Origin of the sequence: Marinibacterium sp. SX1 (assembly GCF_050389775.1) — a bacterium.
GTDB lineage: Bacteria > Pseudomonadota > Alphaproteobacteria > Rhodobacterales > Rhodobacteraceae > Marinibacterium.
Genome location: NZ_CP177146.1, coordinates 97,038 through 114,840 on the forward strand (window position 1 = coordinate 97,038; position 17,803 = coordinate 114,840).

Annotated in this window: 14 protein-coding genes; 8 read left to right on the plus strand and 6 right to left on the minus strand. The window is 69.0% G+C overall.

Annotation, left to right across the window (positions count from 1 at the left end; all coding sequences use genetic code 11):
* Nucleotides 1–47: 47 nt before the first annotated feature.
* Nucleotides 48–806, plus strand: coding sequence for a helix-turn-helix transcriptional regulator (locus ACK3BB_RS23030; RefSeq protein WP_428929226.1), 759 nt, complete (start codon nucleotides 48–50; stop codon nucleotides 804–806).
* Between the two features lie 447 nt (nucleotides 807–1,253).
* Nucleotides 1,254–2,492 carry an AGE family epimerase/isomerase gene (locus ACK3BB_RS23035; RefSeq protein WP_428929227.1) on the plus strand — a complete coding sequence of 413 codons (1,239 nt, stop codon included), beginning with the start codon at nucleotides 1,254–1,256 and terminating at the stop codon, nucleotides 2,490–2,492.
* A gap of 7 nt (nucleotides 2,493–2,499) precedes the next feature.
* Here ACK3BB_RS23035 and bla read toward each other — a convergent pair whose 3' ends face one another.
* A complete protein-coding gene (bla, locus tag ACK3BB_RS23040; protein ID WP_428929228.1) occupies nucleotides 2,500–3,402 on the minus strand; it encodes a class A beta-lactamase in 903 nt (300 codons plus the stop codon).
* Between the two features lie 179 nt (nucleotides 3,403–3,581).
* Here bla and ACK3BB_RS23045 point away from each other — a divergent pair, with 179 nt between their 5' ends.
* Together ACK3BB_RS23045 and ACK3BB_RS23050 are read left to right on the plus strand one after the other, a co-directional pair.
* The gene (locus tag ACK3BB_RS23045; protein ID WP_428929229.1) at nucleotides 3,582–4,463 is read left to right on the plus strand and encodes a LysR family transcriptional regulator; all 882 of its coding nucleotides are present in this window, start codon (nucleotides 3,582–3,584) and stop codon (nucleotides 4,461–4,463) included.
* Nucleotides 4,464–4,916: 453 nt separating this feature from the next.
* Nucleotides 4,917–6,272: a Hint domain-containing protein gene (locus tag ACK3BB_RS23050; protein WP_428929230.1), complete on the plus strand. Its 1,356-nt coding sequence runs from the start codon at nucleotides 4,917–4,919 to the stop codon at nucleotides 6,270–6,272.
* 247 nt (nucleotides 6,273–6,519) lie between these two features.
* Here the strand turns inward: ACK3BB_RS23050 and ACK3BB_RS23055 are convergent, their stop codons facing one another.
* The 5 genes from ACK3BB_RS23055 to ACK3BB_RS23075 are packed head-to-tail and all read right to left on the minus strand — an operon-like array spanning nucleotide 6,520 to nucleotide 11,786.
* Nucleotides 6,520–7,524, minus strand: coding sequence for a TRAP transporter substrate-binding protein (locus ACK3BB_RS23055; protein WP_428929231.1), 1,005 nt, complete (start codon nucleotides 7,522–7,524; stop codon nucleotides 6,520–6,522).
* Nucleotides 7,525–7,546: 22 nt separating this feature from the next.
* The gene (locus ACK3BB_RS23060) at nucleotides 7,547–8,839 is read right to left on the minus strand and encodes a TRAP transporter large permease (protein WP_428929232.1); all 1,293 of its coding nucleotides are present in this window, start codon (nucleotides 8,837–8,839) and stop codon (nucleotides 7,547–7,549) included.
* Between the two features lie 4 nt (nucleotides 8,840–8,843).
* Nucleotides 8,844–9,341, minus strand: a complete 498-nt coding sequence (locus tag ACK3BB_RS23065; protein WP_428929233.1) for a TRAP transporter small permease — start codon at nucleotides 9,339–9,341, stop codon at nucleotides 8,844–8,846.
* Nucleotides 9,334–10,758, minus strand: a complete 1,425-nt coding sequence (locus tag ACK3BB_RS23070) for a mannitol dehydrogenase family protein (protein ID WP_428929234.1) — start codon at nucleotides 10,756–10,758, stop codon at nucleotides 9,334–9,336. The genes ACK3BB_RS23065 and ACK3BB_RS23070 overlap by 8 nt, the downstream gene beginning before the upstream one ends.
* The gene (locus ACK3BB_RS23075) at nucleotides 10,758–11,786 is read right to left on the minus strand and encodes an L-idonate 5-dehydrogenase (protein ID WP_428929235.1); all 1,029 of its coding nucleotides are present in this window, start codon (nucleotides 11,784–11,786) and stop codon (nucleotides 10,758–10,760) included. Before ACK3BB_RS23075 ends, ACK3BB_RS23070 begins: the two co-directional genes overlap by 1 nt.
* Nucleotides 11,787–11,956: 170 nt before the next feature.
* On the opposite strand from ACK3BB_RS23075, the gene ACK3BB_RS23080 reads away from it, so the two are divergent.
* The 4 genes from ACK3BB_RS23080 (at nucleotide 11,957) to ACK3BB_RS23095 (ending at nucleotide 17,758) form a co-directional block, all read left to right on the plus strand.
* Nucleotides 11,957–12,811: a MurR/RpiR family transcriptional regulator gene (locus tag ACK3BB_RS23080; protein ID WP_428929236.1), complete on the plus strand. Its 855-nt coding sequence runs from the start codon at nucleotides 11,957–11,959 to the stop codon at nucleotides 12,809–12,811.
* A 9-nt stretch (nucleotides 12,812–12,820) separates the two neighbouring features.
* Nucleotides 12,821–14,740, plus strand: coding sequence for a bifunctional 5-dehydro-2-deoxygluconokinase/5-dehydro-2-deoxyphosphogluconate aldolase (locus tag ACK3BB_RS23085; RefSeq protein ID WP_428929237.1), 1,920 nt, complete (start codon nucleotides 12,821–12,823; stop codon nucleotides 14,738–14,740).
* A gap of 640 nt (nucleotides 14,741–15,380) precedes the next feature.
* Nucleotides 15,381–17,078 carry an ATP-binding protein gene (locus ACK3BB_RS23090; protein ID WP_428929238.1) on the plus strand — a complete coding sequence of 566 codons (1,698 nt, stop codon included), beginning with the start codon at nucleotides 15,381–15,383 and terminating at the stop codon, nucleotides 17,076–17,078.
* Nucleotides 17,051–17,758: a response regulator gene (locus tag ACK3BB_RS23095; protein WP_428929239.1), complete on the plus strand. Its 708-nt coding sequence runs from the start codon at nucleotides 17,051–17,053 to the stop codon at nucleotides 17,756–17,758. Before ACK3BB_RS23090 ends, ACK3BB_RS23095 begins: the two co-directional genes overlap by 28 nt.
* Nucleotides 17,759–17,803: the final 45 nt, after the last annotated feature.

A 17,803-nucleotide genomic window follows, 5' to 3' on the forward strand; every position in this document is an offset into this window, starting at 1 on the left:
AAGTGGCGTAGACTGCCCCGATCGCGACATGCCGGCAGGGGGGCAACTTGGACAGGATCACGACATCGGCGGCCGGCGGGCCGGACATCACCGGGCTGTCGCTGCCCGACATGCAGCTGTTCGGGGCCATCGTCGCCCGGCTGACCCGGGCCGCGCCCTGGGACGATGTGCGCGCGCCTGTTCTGGCAGACCTCGCCCGGCTGCTGCGGGCCGATTACGGGGCGTCCTATGTCTGGTCGGAACGCTCGGGCCGGTTCGGCAATGCCACGATCCTGAACATGGATCCCGACAACATCGCCCGCTACGACACCTGGTTCCAGTACCGCGACCCGATCACCCACCGCATGCGCGCCCTGGCCCGGCCGGCCCTGGTCGACGAGATCATGCCCCGGCGCGACCTGCACCGCACCGAGTTCTACACCGATTTCCTGGCCCGCGACGGGTTGAGCCACGGGATCAACATGTTCCTCAAGGACGGCGCCCGCGACCTGGGCGATTTCCGCCTGTGGCGCGGCCATCGCGCGCCGGATTTCTCGCAGCGCGAACTGGCCTTGCTGCGCGCGCTCGAGCCCTTTCTGAAGGCCGCTCTGATGCGCCAGCAGGGCGGCGACACGCCGCTCAGCCCGCGCGAGCTGGAGGTCGTGAGGCTGGTGGCCCGGGGCTGCACCGACCGCGACATCTCGCGCATCCTGGGCATCAGCCACGGCACCGTGCGCACCCATCTCGGTCGGGCCATGGCCAAGGAGGATTGTGCCAATCGCTCCGAGCTGGCCGCGCTCTATTCCGCGCGGGTCGGGGTGAACTGACCGGCAGGGCAGGGCGGGTCGCACTGGCCGGGCGCACAGGGCAGGGCGATCGGTCGCCCCAATCGAATGACCGAACGGACGGACCGCCCAGAACCCGTCAAACCGGCCACGCGGTCCCGCCAAACGATCGCCCGAACCAACCGTCCGGGTACCGCCAAACCGGACGCCCGACCCGTGCAAACGACGGATCGGGCCCACCGCCGGTGTCCCACCATACCGGCCGCCCAACACAAATGCCCGACCGGGCCGACCACCGGTCTCTCACCAAACCGGCCGCCTGACAGAACCAACCGACGGGCCCAGCCAAAGCGAACGACCGGTCCCACCGAACGACCAGAACGACCGCCCGACCAAACCGACCGCACGCCCGGAACCCGCGCGGTTGCCGTGCGCCCGCCGGGCTGCCATACCGCTGGGCATTGCCGCCGCGTCCGAGGAGCCCGCGCCATGACCCTTTCGCTTCCCCCCCTCGACCAGGCCACGCCCTGGCTGGACGATCCCGCCCACCGGGCATGGGCGCTGGCGGATGCCCGCCGCCAGCTGGCCTTCTTCGACGCCAGCCTGCGCCCCGATGGCGGTTTCGACGTGCTCGACCTCGCCGGCGCGCCGCTGCCCCGCGCGGGGCAGGAGCTGCACACGACCACGCGGATGGTCCATTCCTACGTGCTGGGCCGGGCCATCGGCCATCCCGGGGCCGAGGATTTGATCGACGCCGGCATGCGCTTTCTGCGCGACCATCACCGCGACACGACCCATGGCGGCTATCTCTGGGCGGTGGACGAAACCGGCGTGACCGATCCGCTGAAACTGGCCTATGGCCATGTCTTCGTCCTGCTCGCAGCGGCCAGCGCCCTGCAGGCCGGCCACCCCGAGGCCCGGGCGCTGATGGACGATGTGGCCGAGGTGCTGGACCAGAGGTTCTGGGACGACGCAGCCGGGCTCTACCGCGACGAGTTTACCCGCGACTGGCAGAGCTTTTCGACCTATCGCGGCATGAATGCCAACATGCATTCGGTCGAGGCCATGCTCGCCGCCTTCGAGGTCACGGGCGAGGCATCCTGGCTGGACAAGGCCGGGCGGGTGCTGGATTTCTTCACCGCCCGCATGGCGCCCGCCCATGACTGGCGGCTGCCCGAACATTACACCGAAGACTGGCAGGTCGATCCCGATTATGCCGGCAACCCGATGTTCCGCCCGGCCGGCACGACGCCGGGACATTCGCTCGAACTGGGCCGGCTGCTGTTGCAGCATTGGGACCTGGCCGGACGGCCGGCGGGTGACGCGCCGGACCGGGCCCGCCGGATGATCGAACGGGCGCTGGCCGATGCCTGGCTGCCCGATGGCGGCCTGGCCTACACGCTGCGGCCCGGCGGGGCGGTGGACATTGCCGACCGCTACTGGTGGCCGGTGACCGAGGGCATCGGCGCCATGGCCAGCCTGATCAAGCTGGGCGAGGGCCGCGCCGGGGACGAGGCCTGGTACCGGCGGCTCTGGGCCTTTGCCGACAGCCATCACATCGACCATGCGCGCGGCGGCTGGTTCCCCGAGCTGGATGCCGCCGGCCGGCCGGTGGCCCGGCAGTTCGACGGCAAGCCCGACATCTACCACGCGCTCCAGGCCGATCTCTTTCCGCTGGTTCCCGGCCTGTCGCGCCAGGTGGCCCAGGCCGGAACGCTGGCCGGCTAGGCCCGGATCAGGGCGCGGCGATCACCCCGACCACGGCCCGGCCGATGCGCTGAAGCGCGGCGTTGCGGGTGGCAAAATCGCCCTCGGCCTCGGCGATGTAGATCGCCGCGATCCAGGGCGCCCGGCCCGGCGGGGTGATCATGGCCACCAGGTTGCGCGACCGTGCTCCGGCCCCGGACTTGTCGACGATCTGCCAGCCTTCGGGCGCGTCCCGGCGCAGCAGCGCGGCCGTCACCCCGCCGTGGCTCATCCAGTCGGCCAGTCGGGCCCGCCCGGTCGCCCCCAGCGCGGGGCCCAGCAACAGGGCCTGCCAGGTGTCGGCCATGGCCCGGGGCGTTGTCGTGTCGCGCGGGTCGCCCGGCGCGGTGTCGTTCAGCGCCGGTTCCATCCGGTCGACGCGGCTGACCGGATCGCCGATCCGCCGCAGGAACCCGGTGACCGCCTGTGGCCCGCCCAGCCGGGTGATCAGCAGGTTGGCCGCCGTGTTGTCGCTTTGGTCCAGCGTGGCCAGGCACAGCGCGGCCAGCGTCATCGTCCCGCCCACATGGGCCGACGTGACCGGCGCATAGGCCAGGATATCCGCCGCCGTGACCGGCAGGGCTTCGTCCAGCTGCAGGCTGCCGTTTTCCGCGCCCGACAGCACCGCGCCGCAGATCGCCGTCTTGACGGTGCTGTTCATCGGCATGCGCTCGTCGGCGCGGTGGGTCAGCCGGCGCCCGCTGCCGGTGTCGTGCAGCACAAGGCCGACCCGCGCGCCCAGCTCGCCTTCGACCGCGGCAATGGTGCGGGCCAGGGTGCGTTCGGGCCCCTCGGCCGGGATCGGAGTGTCGGCCGGTGCGGCGCCGGCCAGGGCCAGGCCAAGGCAGAGCCCGGCCGCAAGCGGCCGGGGCAGAAAGGTCGTCAGATGCATTCGGGTGTCCTTGTCTATACGGGGCGACCAACGGCCCACAGGGTCGGTTCGGGGCCTTGAACGGCCCCTCCCGGTTTGCCCTGTGGACATCAGCTGGTGTCATGGGCCTGTCCTAGATCGACTTGCATCTGCCGCTCAAACGACAAATCCTGTGGCCGGGCATTAGGTGAGCTTATGACATGGACCGTCCCGACATTCCCCTCAACGCCCTGCGCGTCTTCGAAGTGGCCATGCGCCAGGGATCCTTCACCAAGGCCGCGATCGAGCTGCGCGTGACCCAGGCCGCCGTCAGCCACCAGATCGCCCGGCTCGAAGACCTGCTGGGCGCCGCGCTGTTCCTGCGCACCTCGCAGGGGCTGGTGCCGACCGACGAGGGCCGGCTGCTGTTCCCGGTGCTGGAACACGGGTTCGATGCCATGGCCCGGACGCTCGACCGGCTGAACGGGCGACGCGATGTCGAGGTGCTGAAGGTCGGGGTCAACACGACCTTTGCGCTCGGCTGGCTGGTGCCCCGGCTGCCGGCCTTTCGCCTGGCCCATCCCGAGATCGACCTGCGCATCTCGACCAACAACAACCGGGTCGAGATCCTGCGCGAAGGGCTCGACATGGCGATCCGCTTCGGCACCGGCGGCTGGACCGGCCATGACGCCATCCCGCTGCTGGATGCCCCGCTGTCACCGCTTTGCGCGCCCGACCTTGCCGCACGGTTGACCGGGCCGGCCGACCTGGCGGGGATGGACCTGCTGCGCAGCTATCGCAGCGGTGAATGGCCCGGCTGGTTCGCCAGCCTGGGCCTGCCCTGTCCGCCCCTGACCGGCCCGGTCTTCGACAGCTCGGTCGCCCTGGCCGAGCTGGCGGCGGGCGGGGCCGGGGTGGCGCTGTTGCCGGTGGCGATGTTCGACGCGCAGATTGCCGAGGGCCGGCTGGTCCGCCCCTTCGGGGCCAGCGTGACGGCCGGGCGGTATTTCCTGGCCTGGCCGTCGGACCGGCCGCAAGGTCCGGCCATGACCGCCTTTGCTCGCTGGATCACCGCCCAGGCCACGGCACCCCAGGACGATTGAGCCGGGCGTCAACAGGCCTTGTCCCAAGTGACGCAGCGGCACGAAATCCCGTTGGCCCTACCCATATATCCCTAAGGATAGGGCGGCCCGGACAGGGGTCATCCGTCTTGGGGAATTGAGCGGATTCCGGTTAACGCGTAGACCGTTAACACAACGGAACACTGGCGGCGGACCTCACCCGCTGTCCCATCCAAGAGAAAATCTTCTCGGCTGCGGAACTATTCGAACCGCCCAGCCGTGAATCGACGACACCGGCGCGCCGCGGCGCGACCGGACATGTTTCCGGCGGCCTGACGTCGCCGGGGCAAGAGACTTGCGCCGCCTCGCCGGGATTGCCGGGGCCGGTGCCGATAGGCCCTGCATCCCGCCGCATCACCGGGCCCCTGCCGGCCCGCATTACCCTGCCGCCCCTGGTGGCACCCGTTTGATTGGACACGTGAAAGGAAGGCCGGAATGGCGGATCTGACCTATACCAGCGCAACGGCCCTGACCTATGCCCAGACCATCTTCGGGCCCGATGTCACGATCACCGGCGCCACCTTGATCGGCAACTCGGGCCAGACCCGCATCTATGACAACGGCGACGCCATCGCCCCCGAGGTCACCCCGGCCGACAGCGGCGTGATCTTTTCGACCGGCCAGGCCACCAATTTCAACGCCGGCTCGGGCGACAACGTCAACAACCTGCTGAATTCGGACATGAACCAGGGCCAGGCCGGCGACAGCGACATCGAGGCCACCGTGCCGGGCAGCACGCTGTCCTATGACGCGGCCGGCATCGAGGTGACCTTTACCGCCAATGTCTCGGGCACCTATGAAATCCCGCTGACCTTCCTGACCGAAGAATACCCCGAGTATTACAATTCCAACTTCTCGGATTCGGCCGCCGTCTACATCGATGACGGGTCAGGCCAGCAACAGGTGCCCGTCAGCGGCCAGCAGGGCGGCTATTTCAACATCAACTCGATGGAAGACGGGCCGTTCCTGAACAACGGCAACACCGGCAACACCAACCAGTACGGCACCGATTTCAACGCGGCCAAGACCGGCACGGTGTCGATCTCGGTGGTCGAGGGCCAGACCTACACGCTGAAGATCGTGGTCGCCGATTTCGGCGATGCCAGCTACGATTCCGCGCTGATGATCGGCGAGGGGGCGTTTTTCTCGGATCCGATCCCCTGTTTCTGCCGGGGCACGCGCATCCTGACGCTCGATGGCGAGCGGCCGGTCGAGGAGCTGCGCGAGGGTGACAAGGTGTTCACCCGCGACAACGGATTCCAGCACATCCGCTGGATCGGCTCGCGCCGGCTGAGCGCGCGGCACCTCGTCCAGAACCCCAAGCTGGCGCCGATCCTGATCCGGGCCGGGGCGCTGGGGCCGAACCAGCCGATGCGCGACCTGCGGGTGTCGCCCCAGCACCGGGTGCTGGTGCGTTCCAAGATCGCCCGGCGCATGTTCGGCACCGACGAGATCCTGGTCACGGCCCGGCAATTGCTGGACCTGGACGGGATCGAGCAGCTGGGCACCGACGAGGGGGTTGAATACTTCCACTTCCTGCTCAGCCAGCATGAGGTGGTGCTGTCGGACGGGGCGGCCACCGAAAGCCTTTATGCCGGGACACAGACGTTCCGGATGATCCCGGCCGAGGCCCGGGCCGAACTGCTGCATCTCTTCCCCGAGCTGGAACGGGCCGAGGATCGCGACATCGGGGCCACGTCGGCCCGACCGCTGGTCAATGGCAAGCGCGCCCGGCTGTTGGCCACGCGCCACGTCAAGAACCGCAAGCCGCTCTACGACCGCGCGGCCTGACCACGCGGGCGGTTGGCACGGCCTCCGGCAAATCCACCGGTAACGCGAATTATGTAAATATCGGGTCCGCCGTGACCCGGCGTTTCCCCCGGTTTCACGCGAAAATCGGCCGTATGCCGCCCGACGCGCTGCAATTGCAAAGAAGCCCCCAAAATGGCCTGCGCCCGAAAAGACAACGGGCAGGCCGACACATGCTGGTCGGCCTGCCCGGATGGTCATGGCCCCGCGGCGACGCCGCGGGCGCGGATCACTGTGCGGCGATCGCGTCGTTCATGATCCCGGTGGCTTGTTCGACCCATTCGGCACCGCCGATGTCATCGGCGAACTCGGGCCACAGCGCCTTGGCCGCTTCCTGCCACTTGGCCTCGTCCTCGGGCGCACCGGTCAGTGTCATGCCCAGCTCGACCAGCTTTTCCTTGGCCGCCGCGGTTTCCTCGGCCGACACCTCGCGCTCGTATTGCGCCGCCTCTTCGCCGGCCCGGTCAAGCGCGGCCTGAAGATCCTCGGGCAGGCCCTGGTAGAACCGTTCCGACACGATGATCGGCCCCGACCAGATCAGGTAGTGGATTTCGGTGATGTACTTCTGCACCTCGTAGAATTTCGACGAGATGGCCGTGGTATAGGGGTTTTCCTGCCCGTCGATCACACCCTGCTGCAACGCCGGAAAGACCTCGGCCCAGGCCATCGGGATCGGGTCCAGGCCCCAGGACTTGAAGGTTTCGATCGCGATGTTGTTCTTCGACACGCGGATCTTCAGCCCCTGCAGGTCGTCCAGCGTCTTGACCTCGCGCTCGCCGTTGGTCAGCACGCGGAAGCCCTTTTCGAAATACCCCAGCACGCGCACGCCGGCCTCGCGGGGCAGACGTTCGTTCAGCGGGCCTTTCAGCGCGTCCATCGCCGCATGTGCCTCCTCGTTCGAGGTGAAGGCATAGGGCAGCATCATGACGCCGACCGACGGTGCCAGGGGCACGAGGTTGCCGGTGTAGAGGATCTCGGATTCGATCGAGCCCATGCGCAGGGCCTGGGCCACTTCCTGTTCCGACCCCAGTTGGTTGGACGGGAAGATCTGCACGTCGATCCGGCCGTCCGAGTATTTCTCGACCAGCTCCTCGAATTTCAGCGCGCCCTTGTGGGTCGGGTTGTTCTCGTTGTCCCCGTGGCTGAGCCGCATGGTATACTCGGCCGCGGCCGCCGGCAGGGCAACCGAAAGGGCCAGCGCGGCCGTGGCGAGTGTCTTGACGAACAGTTTCAATGTAGTCTCCTCCTAATGAAACCTAGTTTATGAAGCCCAGAAGACTGGGCAGCCAAAGGGTCAGCTGGGGCACGAAGGCCACCAGGACCATCACGGCGATCTCGGCGCACAGGAACGGGATCGAGGCTTTGGACACCTTTTCCACCGTGGTCTCGCCGATCTCGGATGCGACAAAGAGGTTCACCCCCAGCGGCGGCGTCGAATAGCCGATCTCGCAGGCGATGACGAAGATGATGCCGAACTGGATCGGGTCGATCCCGACATTGGCCACCACCGGCAGCAGCAGCGGCGTCAGGATGATGATCTGGGTCAGGGTTTCCATCCACATGCCGATGAACACCAGCATCAGCAGGACCAGCAGGATCAGCACCGTCGGGTCGGACACCGTGTCGATCAGGAAGCCCGACACCAGCTGGGGCACCTGGAACATCGACAGCATGCGCCCGATGATCCGCCCGGTGACCAGCACCAGCATGACCGTGCCGGTGATGCGCACGGCATAGACCACGGCATCGACGAAGAGCGGCACGCGGATCTCGCGGTAGACGAAGATGCCGACGAGCAGCGCGTAGAGCACGGCCACGACCGAGGCTTCGGTCACCGTGAAGATGCCGGTATAGATGCCGCCCAGGATGATGATCGGGGCGGCCAGCGCCCATTTGGCTTCCCAGGCCGCGCGGCCGATGTTGCCCAGGCTGCGGGCCTCGACATCGCCGGAGCTGTAGCCGCGCTTGACCGAGATGAACCGGCTGGTCGCCCAGAGCGCGACGGCCAGCAGCAGGCCGGGAATGACCCCCGCGACAAAGAGCGCGCTGATCGAGGTTTCCGAGGTGATGCCGTAGATGATCATCGGGATCGACGGCGGGATGACAACGCCGATGCCACCGGCCGACGAGGTGATCGCCGCGCCAAAGCCCTTGTCGTAGCCGTCCTTGATCATCGCCGGGATCATGATCGAGCCGATGGCCGCGGTGGTGGCCGGGCCCGAACCCGAGATCGCGGCAAAGAAGGTGCAGGCCACGATGGTCACGGTGGCCAGCCCGCCGGGCGAGGGCCCGACGATGGCCCGCGAAAAGCCGATCAGCCGCTGGGTCAGCCCGCCTTTCTCCATCAGCGTGCCGGCCAGGATGAACATGGGCACGGCGATGATGGTGAATTCGTCGACCGCGGAATAGGCGGTCTGGACGAGGTAGGACATGGGCATGTTGGCCGAGGTCATGGCCAGCACGGCGGCCAGGCCGATCGAAATGCCCACCGGCACGCCGATCAACAGCAACACGACGAAGGACAGGGCCATCAGAAGGGTCGGATCCATGACGTTACTCCCCGATCCGGGCGTCGGCCGGGCCTTCGCCGGTCTGCCAGCGGCGGACCATGACCTGGACGATGCGGACGGACATGAAGGCAAAGCCGAGCGGCACGATCATCTGCACCCAGACCAGGTTGATGCCCGTGGTCTGCGAGATGTAGGGGAATTCGAACATCGAGACGGTAAACCAGTAGCCGTGCCAGATGACGACGGCGTTGAAGACCAGCCACAGCAGGTCGGCCAGGGTCAGCATGACCAGCCGCGCGGTCTGCGGCAGGAATTCGAGATGCAGCGAGACGCGGATGTGGCGATCGCCTTCGGCCGCGATGACAAAGCCGAAATACACGGCCCAGACAAAGGCAAAGCGGCTGACTTCCTCGAGCCAGCTGTACGACCGGCCCATGCCGAAGCGGGCGATGACCTGAAAGCCCAGCAGGCCAACGACCATCGTCATCAGGATCGCGCCCAGCCATTCTTCCGGCGTGCGCCCTCCCAGGTACTTACGCATTCATCCTCTCCCTTGCGAAGTCGTCGATCCGCGCGCGCCGCCGGTCGGCATCCGGCTCGGCGAAGGCGCGCAGCCATCGGGTCGTGTCGGCGGCAAAGCCGCTGTCCCGGCGCAGGCGGTCGGGCCAGATCGGCAGCCCCAGCACCGCCCCGGCCAGGTCCTCGGCGCCGGTGGCCGCGGCGCGCAGCCGGGCCATTTCGGCGCCCATCGGATCGGTGGTGACCACCCCGCCGGCGTCGGGCGTGTCATCCCCGGCCTGCAGCGCCCAACCGGCCAGCACCATGGCCTGAACCTCGGCCGATTGGCCGCGCTCCAGCCGCTCGGCCGCCGGAGCGGCGATGCGCTGGGGCAGCTTGAAACTGGCATCGCTGGCGATCTGGTTGAGCGGGTGGTGGATCGTCGGGTTCTGCAGGCGGCGCAGGCTGGTGCGTCCGTAGGCCTGCAGGTCCTCGCCCTCGGGGCAATCCAGCGTCTCGGCCTGGGCTGCAAGGAACACCTTTGCCCAGGCCGCCAGCACCGGGTCGGTCGACGCCCCGTGCGATCCCGCGTGCCCGCACAGGCGGCCAAGTTCGGCATAGGCCGATTGCAAGCCGTTCAGCAGGCGGTGTTTCATGTGCTCGTGGGGGGCCAGGTCATCGACGACCTGCACCCCGGCCGTTTCCAGCGCCGGGCGCGCAGCGGCAAAGCGGTCCTCGATGACCCATTGGCGGAACGGTTCGGCCACGACGCCAAGCGCATCCGCCGCGCCGCGGGCGGCTTCCAGCCGCGCCCGGCCGGCCGGCGCCATGGCCGGCACGATGCGGTCGACCATCGAGGTCGGGAAGGCCACGTTGGCCTCGATCCAGGGCAGCAATCCGGCAAAGGCCCGGTCGGCGTAATCGCCCAGCACCGCCGCCAGCAGCCGGCCGTTGTCGGCGACATTGTCGCAACTCGCCAGGGTGATCGGCCCGCCGCCGTCGCGCCGGCGCCGTTCCAGCATCCAGGCCAGGTAGCCGATGGCCGTGGCCGGCGTTTCCGGCGCGGCCAGGTCGGCGGCCACCCTCGCCGGGTCCAGCGCGCGGCTGCCCGACCGGTGGCAATAGCCCTTCTCGGTGATCGTCAGCGTGGCAAAGGTGATGTCGGTCCAGTCCACAAGGGCCGCCGCCCCGGCATCATGCAGCTGTACCAGCGTGCCGATGTCACGGCAGGTGCTGGTCGTGCCGTCTTCGGTCAGGACGGAATAGACACCACCCTGCGCCGCATGGGCCGCCGACAGGTCGGGCGGCGTCAGGTTGATGCCGACCACGCCCCAATCCCCGCCCGCCCGGGCGAGATCGTCGTAATAGCCCTGCTGGTGGGCGCGGTGAAACGCCCCGACGCCCAGATGCGCCGCATGCGGGCGCAGCCTCGCGCGGTCATAGGTCAGCGCACGGCCCATCAGAAATGCACCATGACCTTCAGCGTCTCGGTCTTGTCGAGCGCCCGGGCAAAGACCGCTGCCGGGTCGTCCAACGCCATGTCGGCCGAGATCATCGGGCGCAGGTCGACCTCTTCGGCCACGATCTGGCGCACGGCCTCGGCGAATTCGTCGATGAAGCGGTAGGTGCCGACCAGGCTGATCTCGCGGGTCAGCAGCTTGGCCAGGTCGACAGGTGCGCGGGGCGGCAGGAACCCGACCTGCACGACCGTGCCCCGGGGCCGACAGGCCGCGATGGCCGTGTTCAGCGCCGGCGCCGCGCCGGAGGCCTCGAAGACGGCATCACATGCGGGGGTATCGGTCAGGGCGGCCATGGCCCCGGCATCGCCCGCGTCGAACACGGCGTCGACACCAAGCGCCCGGGCCCGGGCCAGCGCACCGGGGGCAATGTCGCTCATCAGGATGCGCGCCGCCCCGGCCGCACGCGCGGCGGTGGCGCACATCTGGCCGATGACACCGGCCCCGGTCACCAGCACCGTGGCCCCGGCCAGGTCGCCGGCCATCGACACCGCGTGCAGGGCCACGGCATAGGGTTCGGCCATGGCCACGTGGCGCAGGTCGGCCGTCTCGGGCAGGCGGATGCATTGCCCCGCCTCGACGACCAGCTCGCTGGCAAATCCGCCGTCGCAATGCGGGAACCGCGCGGCGCTGCCCATGAAGGACATGTCGGTGCACAGGTTGGCCAGCCCGCGGTTGCAGTATTCGCAACGCCCGCAGGGCAGCGCCGGCGTCACCGCGACCTTGTCACCGGGCGCCAGCCCGTCGACGCCCGCGCCGGGCAGGTCCACCACGGCCGAGAATTCATGGCCCAGGATCATCGGACCGCGCAGCACGGAATCGCCAACCCGCCCGTGCTGGAAGTAATGGATATCCGAGCCGCAGACGCCGCCGAAGGCAAAGCGCAGCCGTACCTGTCCGGCGCCCGGCTCGGGCCTCGGGGCATCCTCGATTCGCACCTCTTCGGCGCGATGAATCACACATGCTTTCACGGGTCCCCCTCCCTCCAGCGCCAGAAGTTTGCGCTTGATGCGAGGCTTTTTAGAACATAAGGTTCATATGACAGTCAAGATAGAATAAGAATTCCAAAAATGGACGCGATCCGGCAGGGAGAGCCGACGCGTACCAGGAAGATCGACGGGGATGGATGGGAGCCGGCACCTTGAACACAGACGCCGAAGGACACGAGCCGACACGCGATTTCGACCGGCTGCGCGAAGACATAGCCGGCGCCCATGACGGGCTGAGCAAGCGATTGAAACTGATCGCCGATTTCGCCCTTCGCGATCCGTCATCCGTGGCCCTGCGCACGGCCGCGACCCTGGCCGAGGACATCGGCGTGGCGCCCTCGGCGATCATCCGGTTCGCCCAGCATTTCGGCTATTCCGGTTTCTCCGAGATGCAGGCCGTGTTCCGCGCCCAGCTCCAGGCCAGTTCGATCCCCTACCAGGACCGCATCCGCGACCTGGAGAAGAGCGGCGCGGCCCGCGACACGGCCGAAATGACCGACCGCTTCGTCGAGGCGGGAATCGCCTCGCTGCGCGAATTGCAGCATGCAGCGCCCGCCGACCGCATCGAAAGCGCGGCGCGGCTGATGGCCGAGGCACGTATCGTGCATGTCCTGGCCCACAAGCGCACGTTCACTGCCGCGACCTACCTGGCCTACAACCTGGCGCGGCTCGAAGTGCCGGCCCACCTGCTCGACGGCATCGGCGGCACGCTGGATCAGCAGATGGCCATGGTCGCGCCGGAGGATACCGTCGTGGCCTTTTCGTTCAATCCCAGCGCCGAGGAAACCGTGCAGGCCTTTGACCGGGCGCGCGAGATCGGCGCCCGGACCGTGGCCATCACCGACCTGGCCCGCGCGCCCTTCATCCACGCCGACAGCTGGTTCCAGATCTCGGAAGCCAGCGTCGACGGCTTCCGCTCGCTCAATGCGACGATTTCACTGGCGCTGATCCTGGCCATTCGGGCCGGGACGCTCTGTGCCGAACTGCGATCCGACAACGAAGACTGAGGAACCCCAATGTCCAGTCAGCCCACCCCGCAATATGACATCATCACCATCGGTCGGACCTGCGCGGACCTCTACGCGGACCAGATCGGCTGCCGCATGGAAGACGCCCGGAGCTTTTCCAAGTATGTCGGCGGATGCCCGACCAACATCGCCGTCGGCGGCGCGCGGCTCGGCCTGAAGACAGCCCTGCTCAGCCGGGTCGGCAACGACCAGATCGGCCGTTTCGTGCGCGAGACACTGGAGGCCGAGGGCGTCGAGACCAGCGGCCTGGCCGTCGATCCCGAGCGGCTGACCGCCATGGCCTTCCTGGGCATCGAGGACGACCGCAACTTTCCCCTGCTCTTCGTGCGCACCGATTGCGCCGATGCCGCGCTCAGCGAAGACGACATCGACCCGGCCTTCATCCGCTCGGCCGCGGCGGTGGTTGTCACCGGCACCCATTTCTCCAAGCCCCATCTCGAAGCGGCGTCGTTCAAGGCCATGCGCATCGCCCGCGAGGCCGGCCGCAAGGTGGTCTTCGACATCGATTACCGGCCCAATCTCTGGGGCCTGCTGGGCGCCGGCGAAGGCGATGTGCGCTTTGTGGCCGATGATGCCGTGACGGCCCGGGTCCAGCGCATCCTGCCCGGCTGCGACGTGGTCGTGGGCACCGACGAAGAGGTCCATATCGCCGGCGGTTCGACCGACACCCGCGAGGCGCTGGTCAATATCCGCAAGGTCTCGGACGCGATGATCGTGCTCAAGACCGGGCCCAAGGGCTGCCTGGTCTTCCCCGGGCAGATCCCCGACGACCTGGAAGACGGCATTTCCTCGCAGGGCTTCCCGGTCGAGGTGTTCAACGTGCTCGGCGCGGGCGACGGGTTCATGGCCGGCTTCCTGCGCGGCTACGTGCGCGGCCTGCCGCTCGAGGAATGCTGCCGCATCGCCAATGCCTGTGGCGCCTTTGCCGTGTCGCGCCATGGCTGCGCCCCGGCCTATCCCAGCTGGGACGAGCTGCAGTTCTTCCTCGAGCGCGGGGTGGTCAACCCCCGGCTGCGCGAGGATGCCGACCTGGAACACGTGCATTGGGCCACCACCCGGCGGGGCACATGGGACAACATCTGCGCCTTTGCCATCGACCACCGCTCGCAGCTCGAGGACATGGCCGCCCAATGCGGGGCCGACCCCGCCCGGATCGCGGCCTTCAAGGACCTGGCGCTCGAAGCCATGCTGGCGTCGCGCCGGCCCGGCATGATGCTGGGCACGCTGCTCGACAGCACCCATGGCCGCCAGGCCCTGTTCCGGGCCGAGAAGGAAGGCATGTGGATCGGCCGGCCGGTCGAACTGCCCGGTTCGCGCCCGTTGCGCTTCGAAGGGGCGGCCTCGCTCGGGGCCGAGGTGGCGGCCTGGCCCGACGACCATGTCATCAAGTGCCTGGTGTTCTACAACCCCGACGATCCCGAGGACATGCGCCGCACCCAGCTCGACCAGCTGCACCGCCTGGCCTCGGCCGCGCGGCTCAGCCGCCACGAATACCTGATCGAGGTGATCGGCACGGCCGAGGGCAAGCGCGGCGAGCTGGCCACGGCCGAGGCGATGCAGCAGATCTACGACGAGGGCATCCGCCCCGACTGGTGGAAGCTGGGCGACCAGACCGACGCCGGCTGGGCAGCCGTCAGCGCGGTGATCGACGCCAATGACCGCTGGTGCCGGGGCGTGCTGCTGCTGGGCCTCGACGCGCCGGCCGACGCGCTGGCCGAAAGCATCGCGCGGGCGGGGACCTGTGCACATGTGCGCGGTTTCGCGGTCGGCCGGACGATCTTTGGCGAGGCCGCGCGGGCCTGGCTGGCCGGCGAGATCGACGATGCCGAGGCCCGGACCCGGATGCAGGCGCGCTTTGGCCAGCTGATCGATTGCTGGCAGGACACCCGGCAGGCCCGGGCCGCCTGACCGGCCCAGGCGGCCCAATAGGTCACGCCGCAGACCATGTGCCGGCGGTCACGCCGCCGATCATGTGCCAGCGGCCACGCCGCCGATCATGCGCCTGCGACCACGCCGCCGATCAAATGCCGGTGGCCACGCCGGCGATGCAACACCGGCGGCCCGTCACCCGGGCCGTCGCCCCGGGGCCTCACGCCCCCCTTGTAAATCTTCCCTCCCCAACTGGGCCCGCGCCTCTCGCAGCGGGCCTTTTTCTTGCCACCGGGCGTTGACCCTGCCATTGGCCTCGCCCCTGCGCGACGGAAAGCGGCGGCCCCGCCGTGGAAGAACGGGAAACCCCGGGCATCCCGCCGGGGTAAGGCAGACGGGCCCGTTCATCTTGATCCACCAATTCAACGCCATCCGCCCGGCGCGCGGCACCTGCCCGAGCCGGCATCCGGCGACCGCTACGGCCGGTGCCCAGCCCGCCATGACCGCCGATGACAAACCCTCTGCCTTTGGCGCCGCGCCCACCGCCACGGCCCCTGCCGGCACCGCCCAGGAGGCGCTGCGCGCGTGAGACACCCCTGCCCGAACGCTGCCGACCCTGTGCTTCGCCCGTCCGGCCTTCCCGCTGCCGCCGGTCGGCCGGCAAGCTGAGGCCGGCCCGATGTCCTGGTCCCGCCTGCCGCTCTCGGGCAAGCTTTTTGTTGCCATCGTCTTGCCGGTGCTGTTCGCGATCCTGCTGATGGCCGGCGCGGTGGGCTATTCGATGCGCGCGGGCTTTTCGAATTACCTGCTGGATGCCGAGCTGGCCCAGCTGTCGGCCCTGGCCGAGACGCTGGAACAGCACCCGACCGCCGCGCAGGGCTGGCCCGGGCTGGACGATCCGGCGGCCTGGCATGCCATGGTCATGGGCCACCTGCCCGGCCCGCCGCCGCTGATCGGCCCCGGGCCCACACACGATCAGGCACCACCGCAGAGGGCGAGCCAGCCCCCGGTGCAGCCCCCTGAACAGGCAACAGGTCAGGCGGTGGATCAGGCAACCGACCAGGCCCCGGACCTTCCTGATGGCCAGCCACGCCGCCAAACACCCGATGCGCGCCGTCCCGATAGCCAGCCACCCCACCAACCATCCAATACGCACCACCCCGACAGCCAGCCGCCCCGCCAACCGCCCGATCTCCGCCCCGCCGGGCCCGGCCAGCCCGGCCTGCCCCGGCCCGGCCCCCTGCCCGACCGGCTGGCCCTGATCACCGGGGATGGCCGGGTCGTGGCCGGCGGGGCCATGGGTGATACCCATGCCGAACGGATCCTGCGCGATGCCCATGGCCGGGTGCTGGGCCGGCTGCGCCTGTCGCAGCCGGGCATCCGCCCCGAGCCGGCTGACAGCGCCTTTCTCGCCGCCCAGTTCCGCGCCATCGGCCTGACCGCCGCCATTGCCCTGCTCTGCGCCTCGGCCGTCGCCTGGTTCATGGCCCGCCAGTTCCTTGCCCCGATCCGCCGCATCGGCCTGCATGTCGCCCGGCTGACCGAAGGCGACCTGTCCAGCCGCCTGCACGCCACCCGGGGCGACGAGCTGGGCCGGATGATGCAGGACCACGACACCCTGGCCGAACGGTTGGACGCCGTGCGCCGGCGCGAGAAGCAATGGATCTCGGACACGTCCCACGAGCTGAAGACCCCGCTGTCGGTGCTGCGCGCCCAGATCGAAGCCCTGCAGGATGGCATCCGCCCGGCCTCGGGCGAGGCGCTGGACCGGATGCACCATGCCGTGATGCGCCTGTCGCGGCTGACCGATGACCTTTCGCTGCTCAGCCGCAGCGACGAAGGCCGGCTGCCCCTGTCGCTGATCCCGCTCGACCTCTGCGCCCTGGCCCGCGAGGCGGCCGACGACCTGCGCCCGCGCTGCCGGTCGGCCGGGCTGCGCCTGCTGGCCCATCGCGGGCCGGCCCTGGTGGTGCGCGCCGATCCGGTGCGCCTGCGCCAGGTCATCGACAACCTGCTCGACAATGCCTGCCGTTATACCGACCGGCCCGGGCGGATCGACATCCGCTGCCGCCACGCCGGGACAATGGCCGAACTCACCGTCAGCGACACCGCGCCCTGTCCCGCGCCCGCCGCCCTGCCCGGGCTCTTTGACCGGTTCCGGCGCGGCGAGACCTCGCGGGCGCGCAGCCATGGCGGATCGGGGCTGGGCCTGTCGATCTGCCGCGCCCTGCTGACCGCCCAGGGCGGCACGATCACCGCCGCCCCGTCGGACAGCGGCGGGCTGGCCGTCACGATACAGATCCCGCTCATCCCCGCCGAGATGCCCGCCCCAAGACCCGAGGAGCCCACATGGCCGCCAAAGACCCCCACATCCTGATCGTCGAGGACGAAACCGCCCTGGCCGCCGTCCTGCAGGATTACGTCACCGCCGCCGGGATGCAGGCCACTCATCTCGACCGGGGCACCGGGGCGGCCGAACGGGCGCTGGCCGGGGATGTCGACCTCGTCGTGCTCGACCTGATGCTGCCCGGGGTCGACGGGCTGAGCCTGTGCCGCGAGATCCGCGCGGTGTCGGATGTGCCCATCGTCATGACCACCGCCCGGGTCGAAGAGATCGACCGCCTGCTGGGCCTGGAAATGGGCGCCGACGATTACCTCTGCAAACCCTATTCGCCGCGTGAACTGGTCGCCCGGATCAAGGCCGTGCTGCGCCGCCGGCCGGTGCTGGACCCCGGCGCGCGCCCGGCGCCGGCGCCATCTGCCGCCCGGCTGCAACTCGACCGCGAAGCCTGGCGGGCGAGCTATGACGGCATGCGGCTGGACCTGACGCGCCGTGAATACCAGCTGCTGGATGCCATGGCCGCCCGGCCCGGCCGGGTGTTTTCCCGCGACCAGCTGCTGGACCTGGCCTTTCCCGACGATGCCGAGGTCTTTGACCGGACGATCGACAGCCACGTGCGCAACATCCGGCGCAAGATCGCGGCGATCAGCCCGTCGGACCCGATCCGCTCGGTCTATGGCGTCGGCTATGCCTTTGACCCCGATGCCGCGAAATAGCCACGCGGCGGGAAAAATTTTGCCCTGCACACTGGCTTCACAATT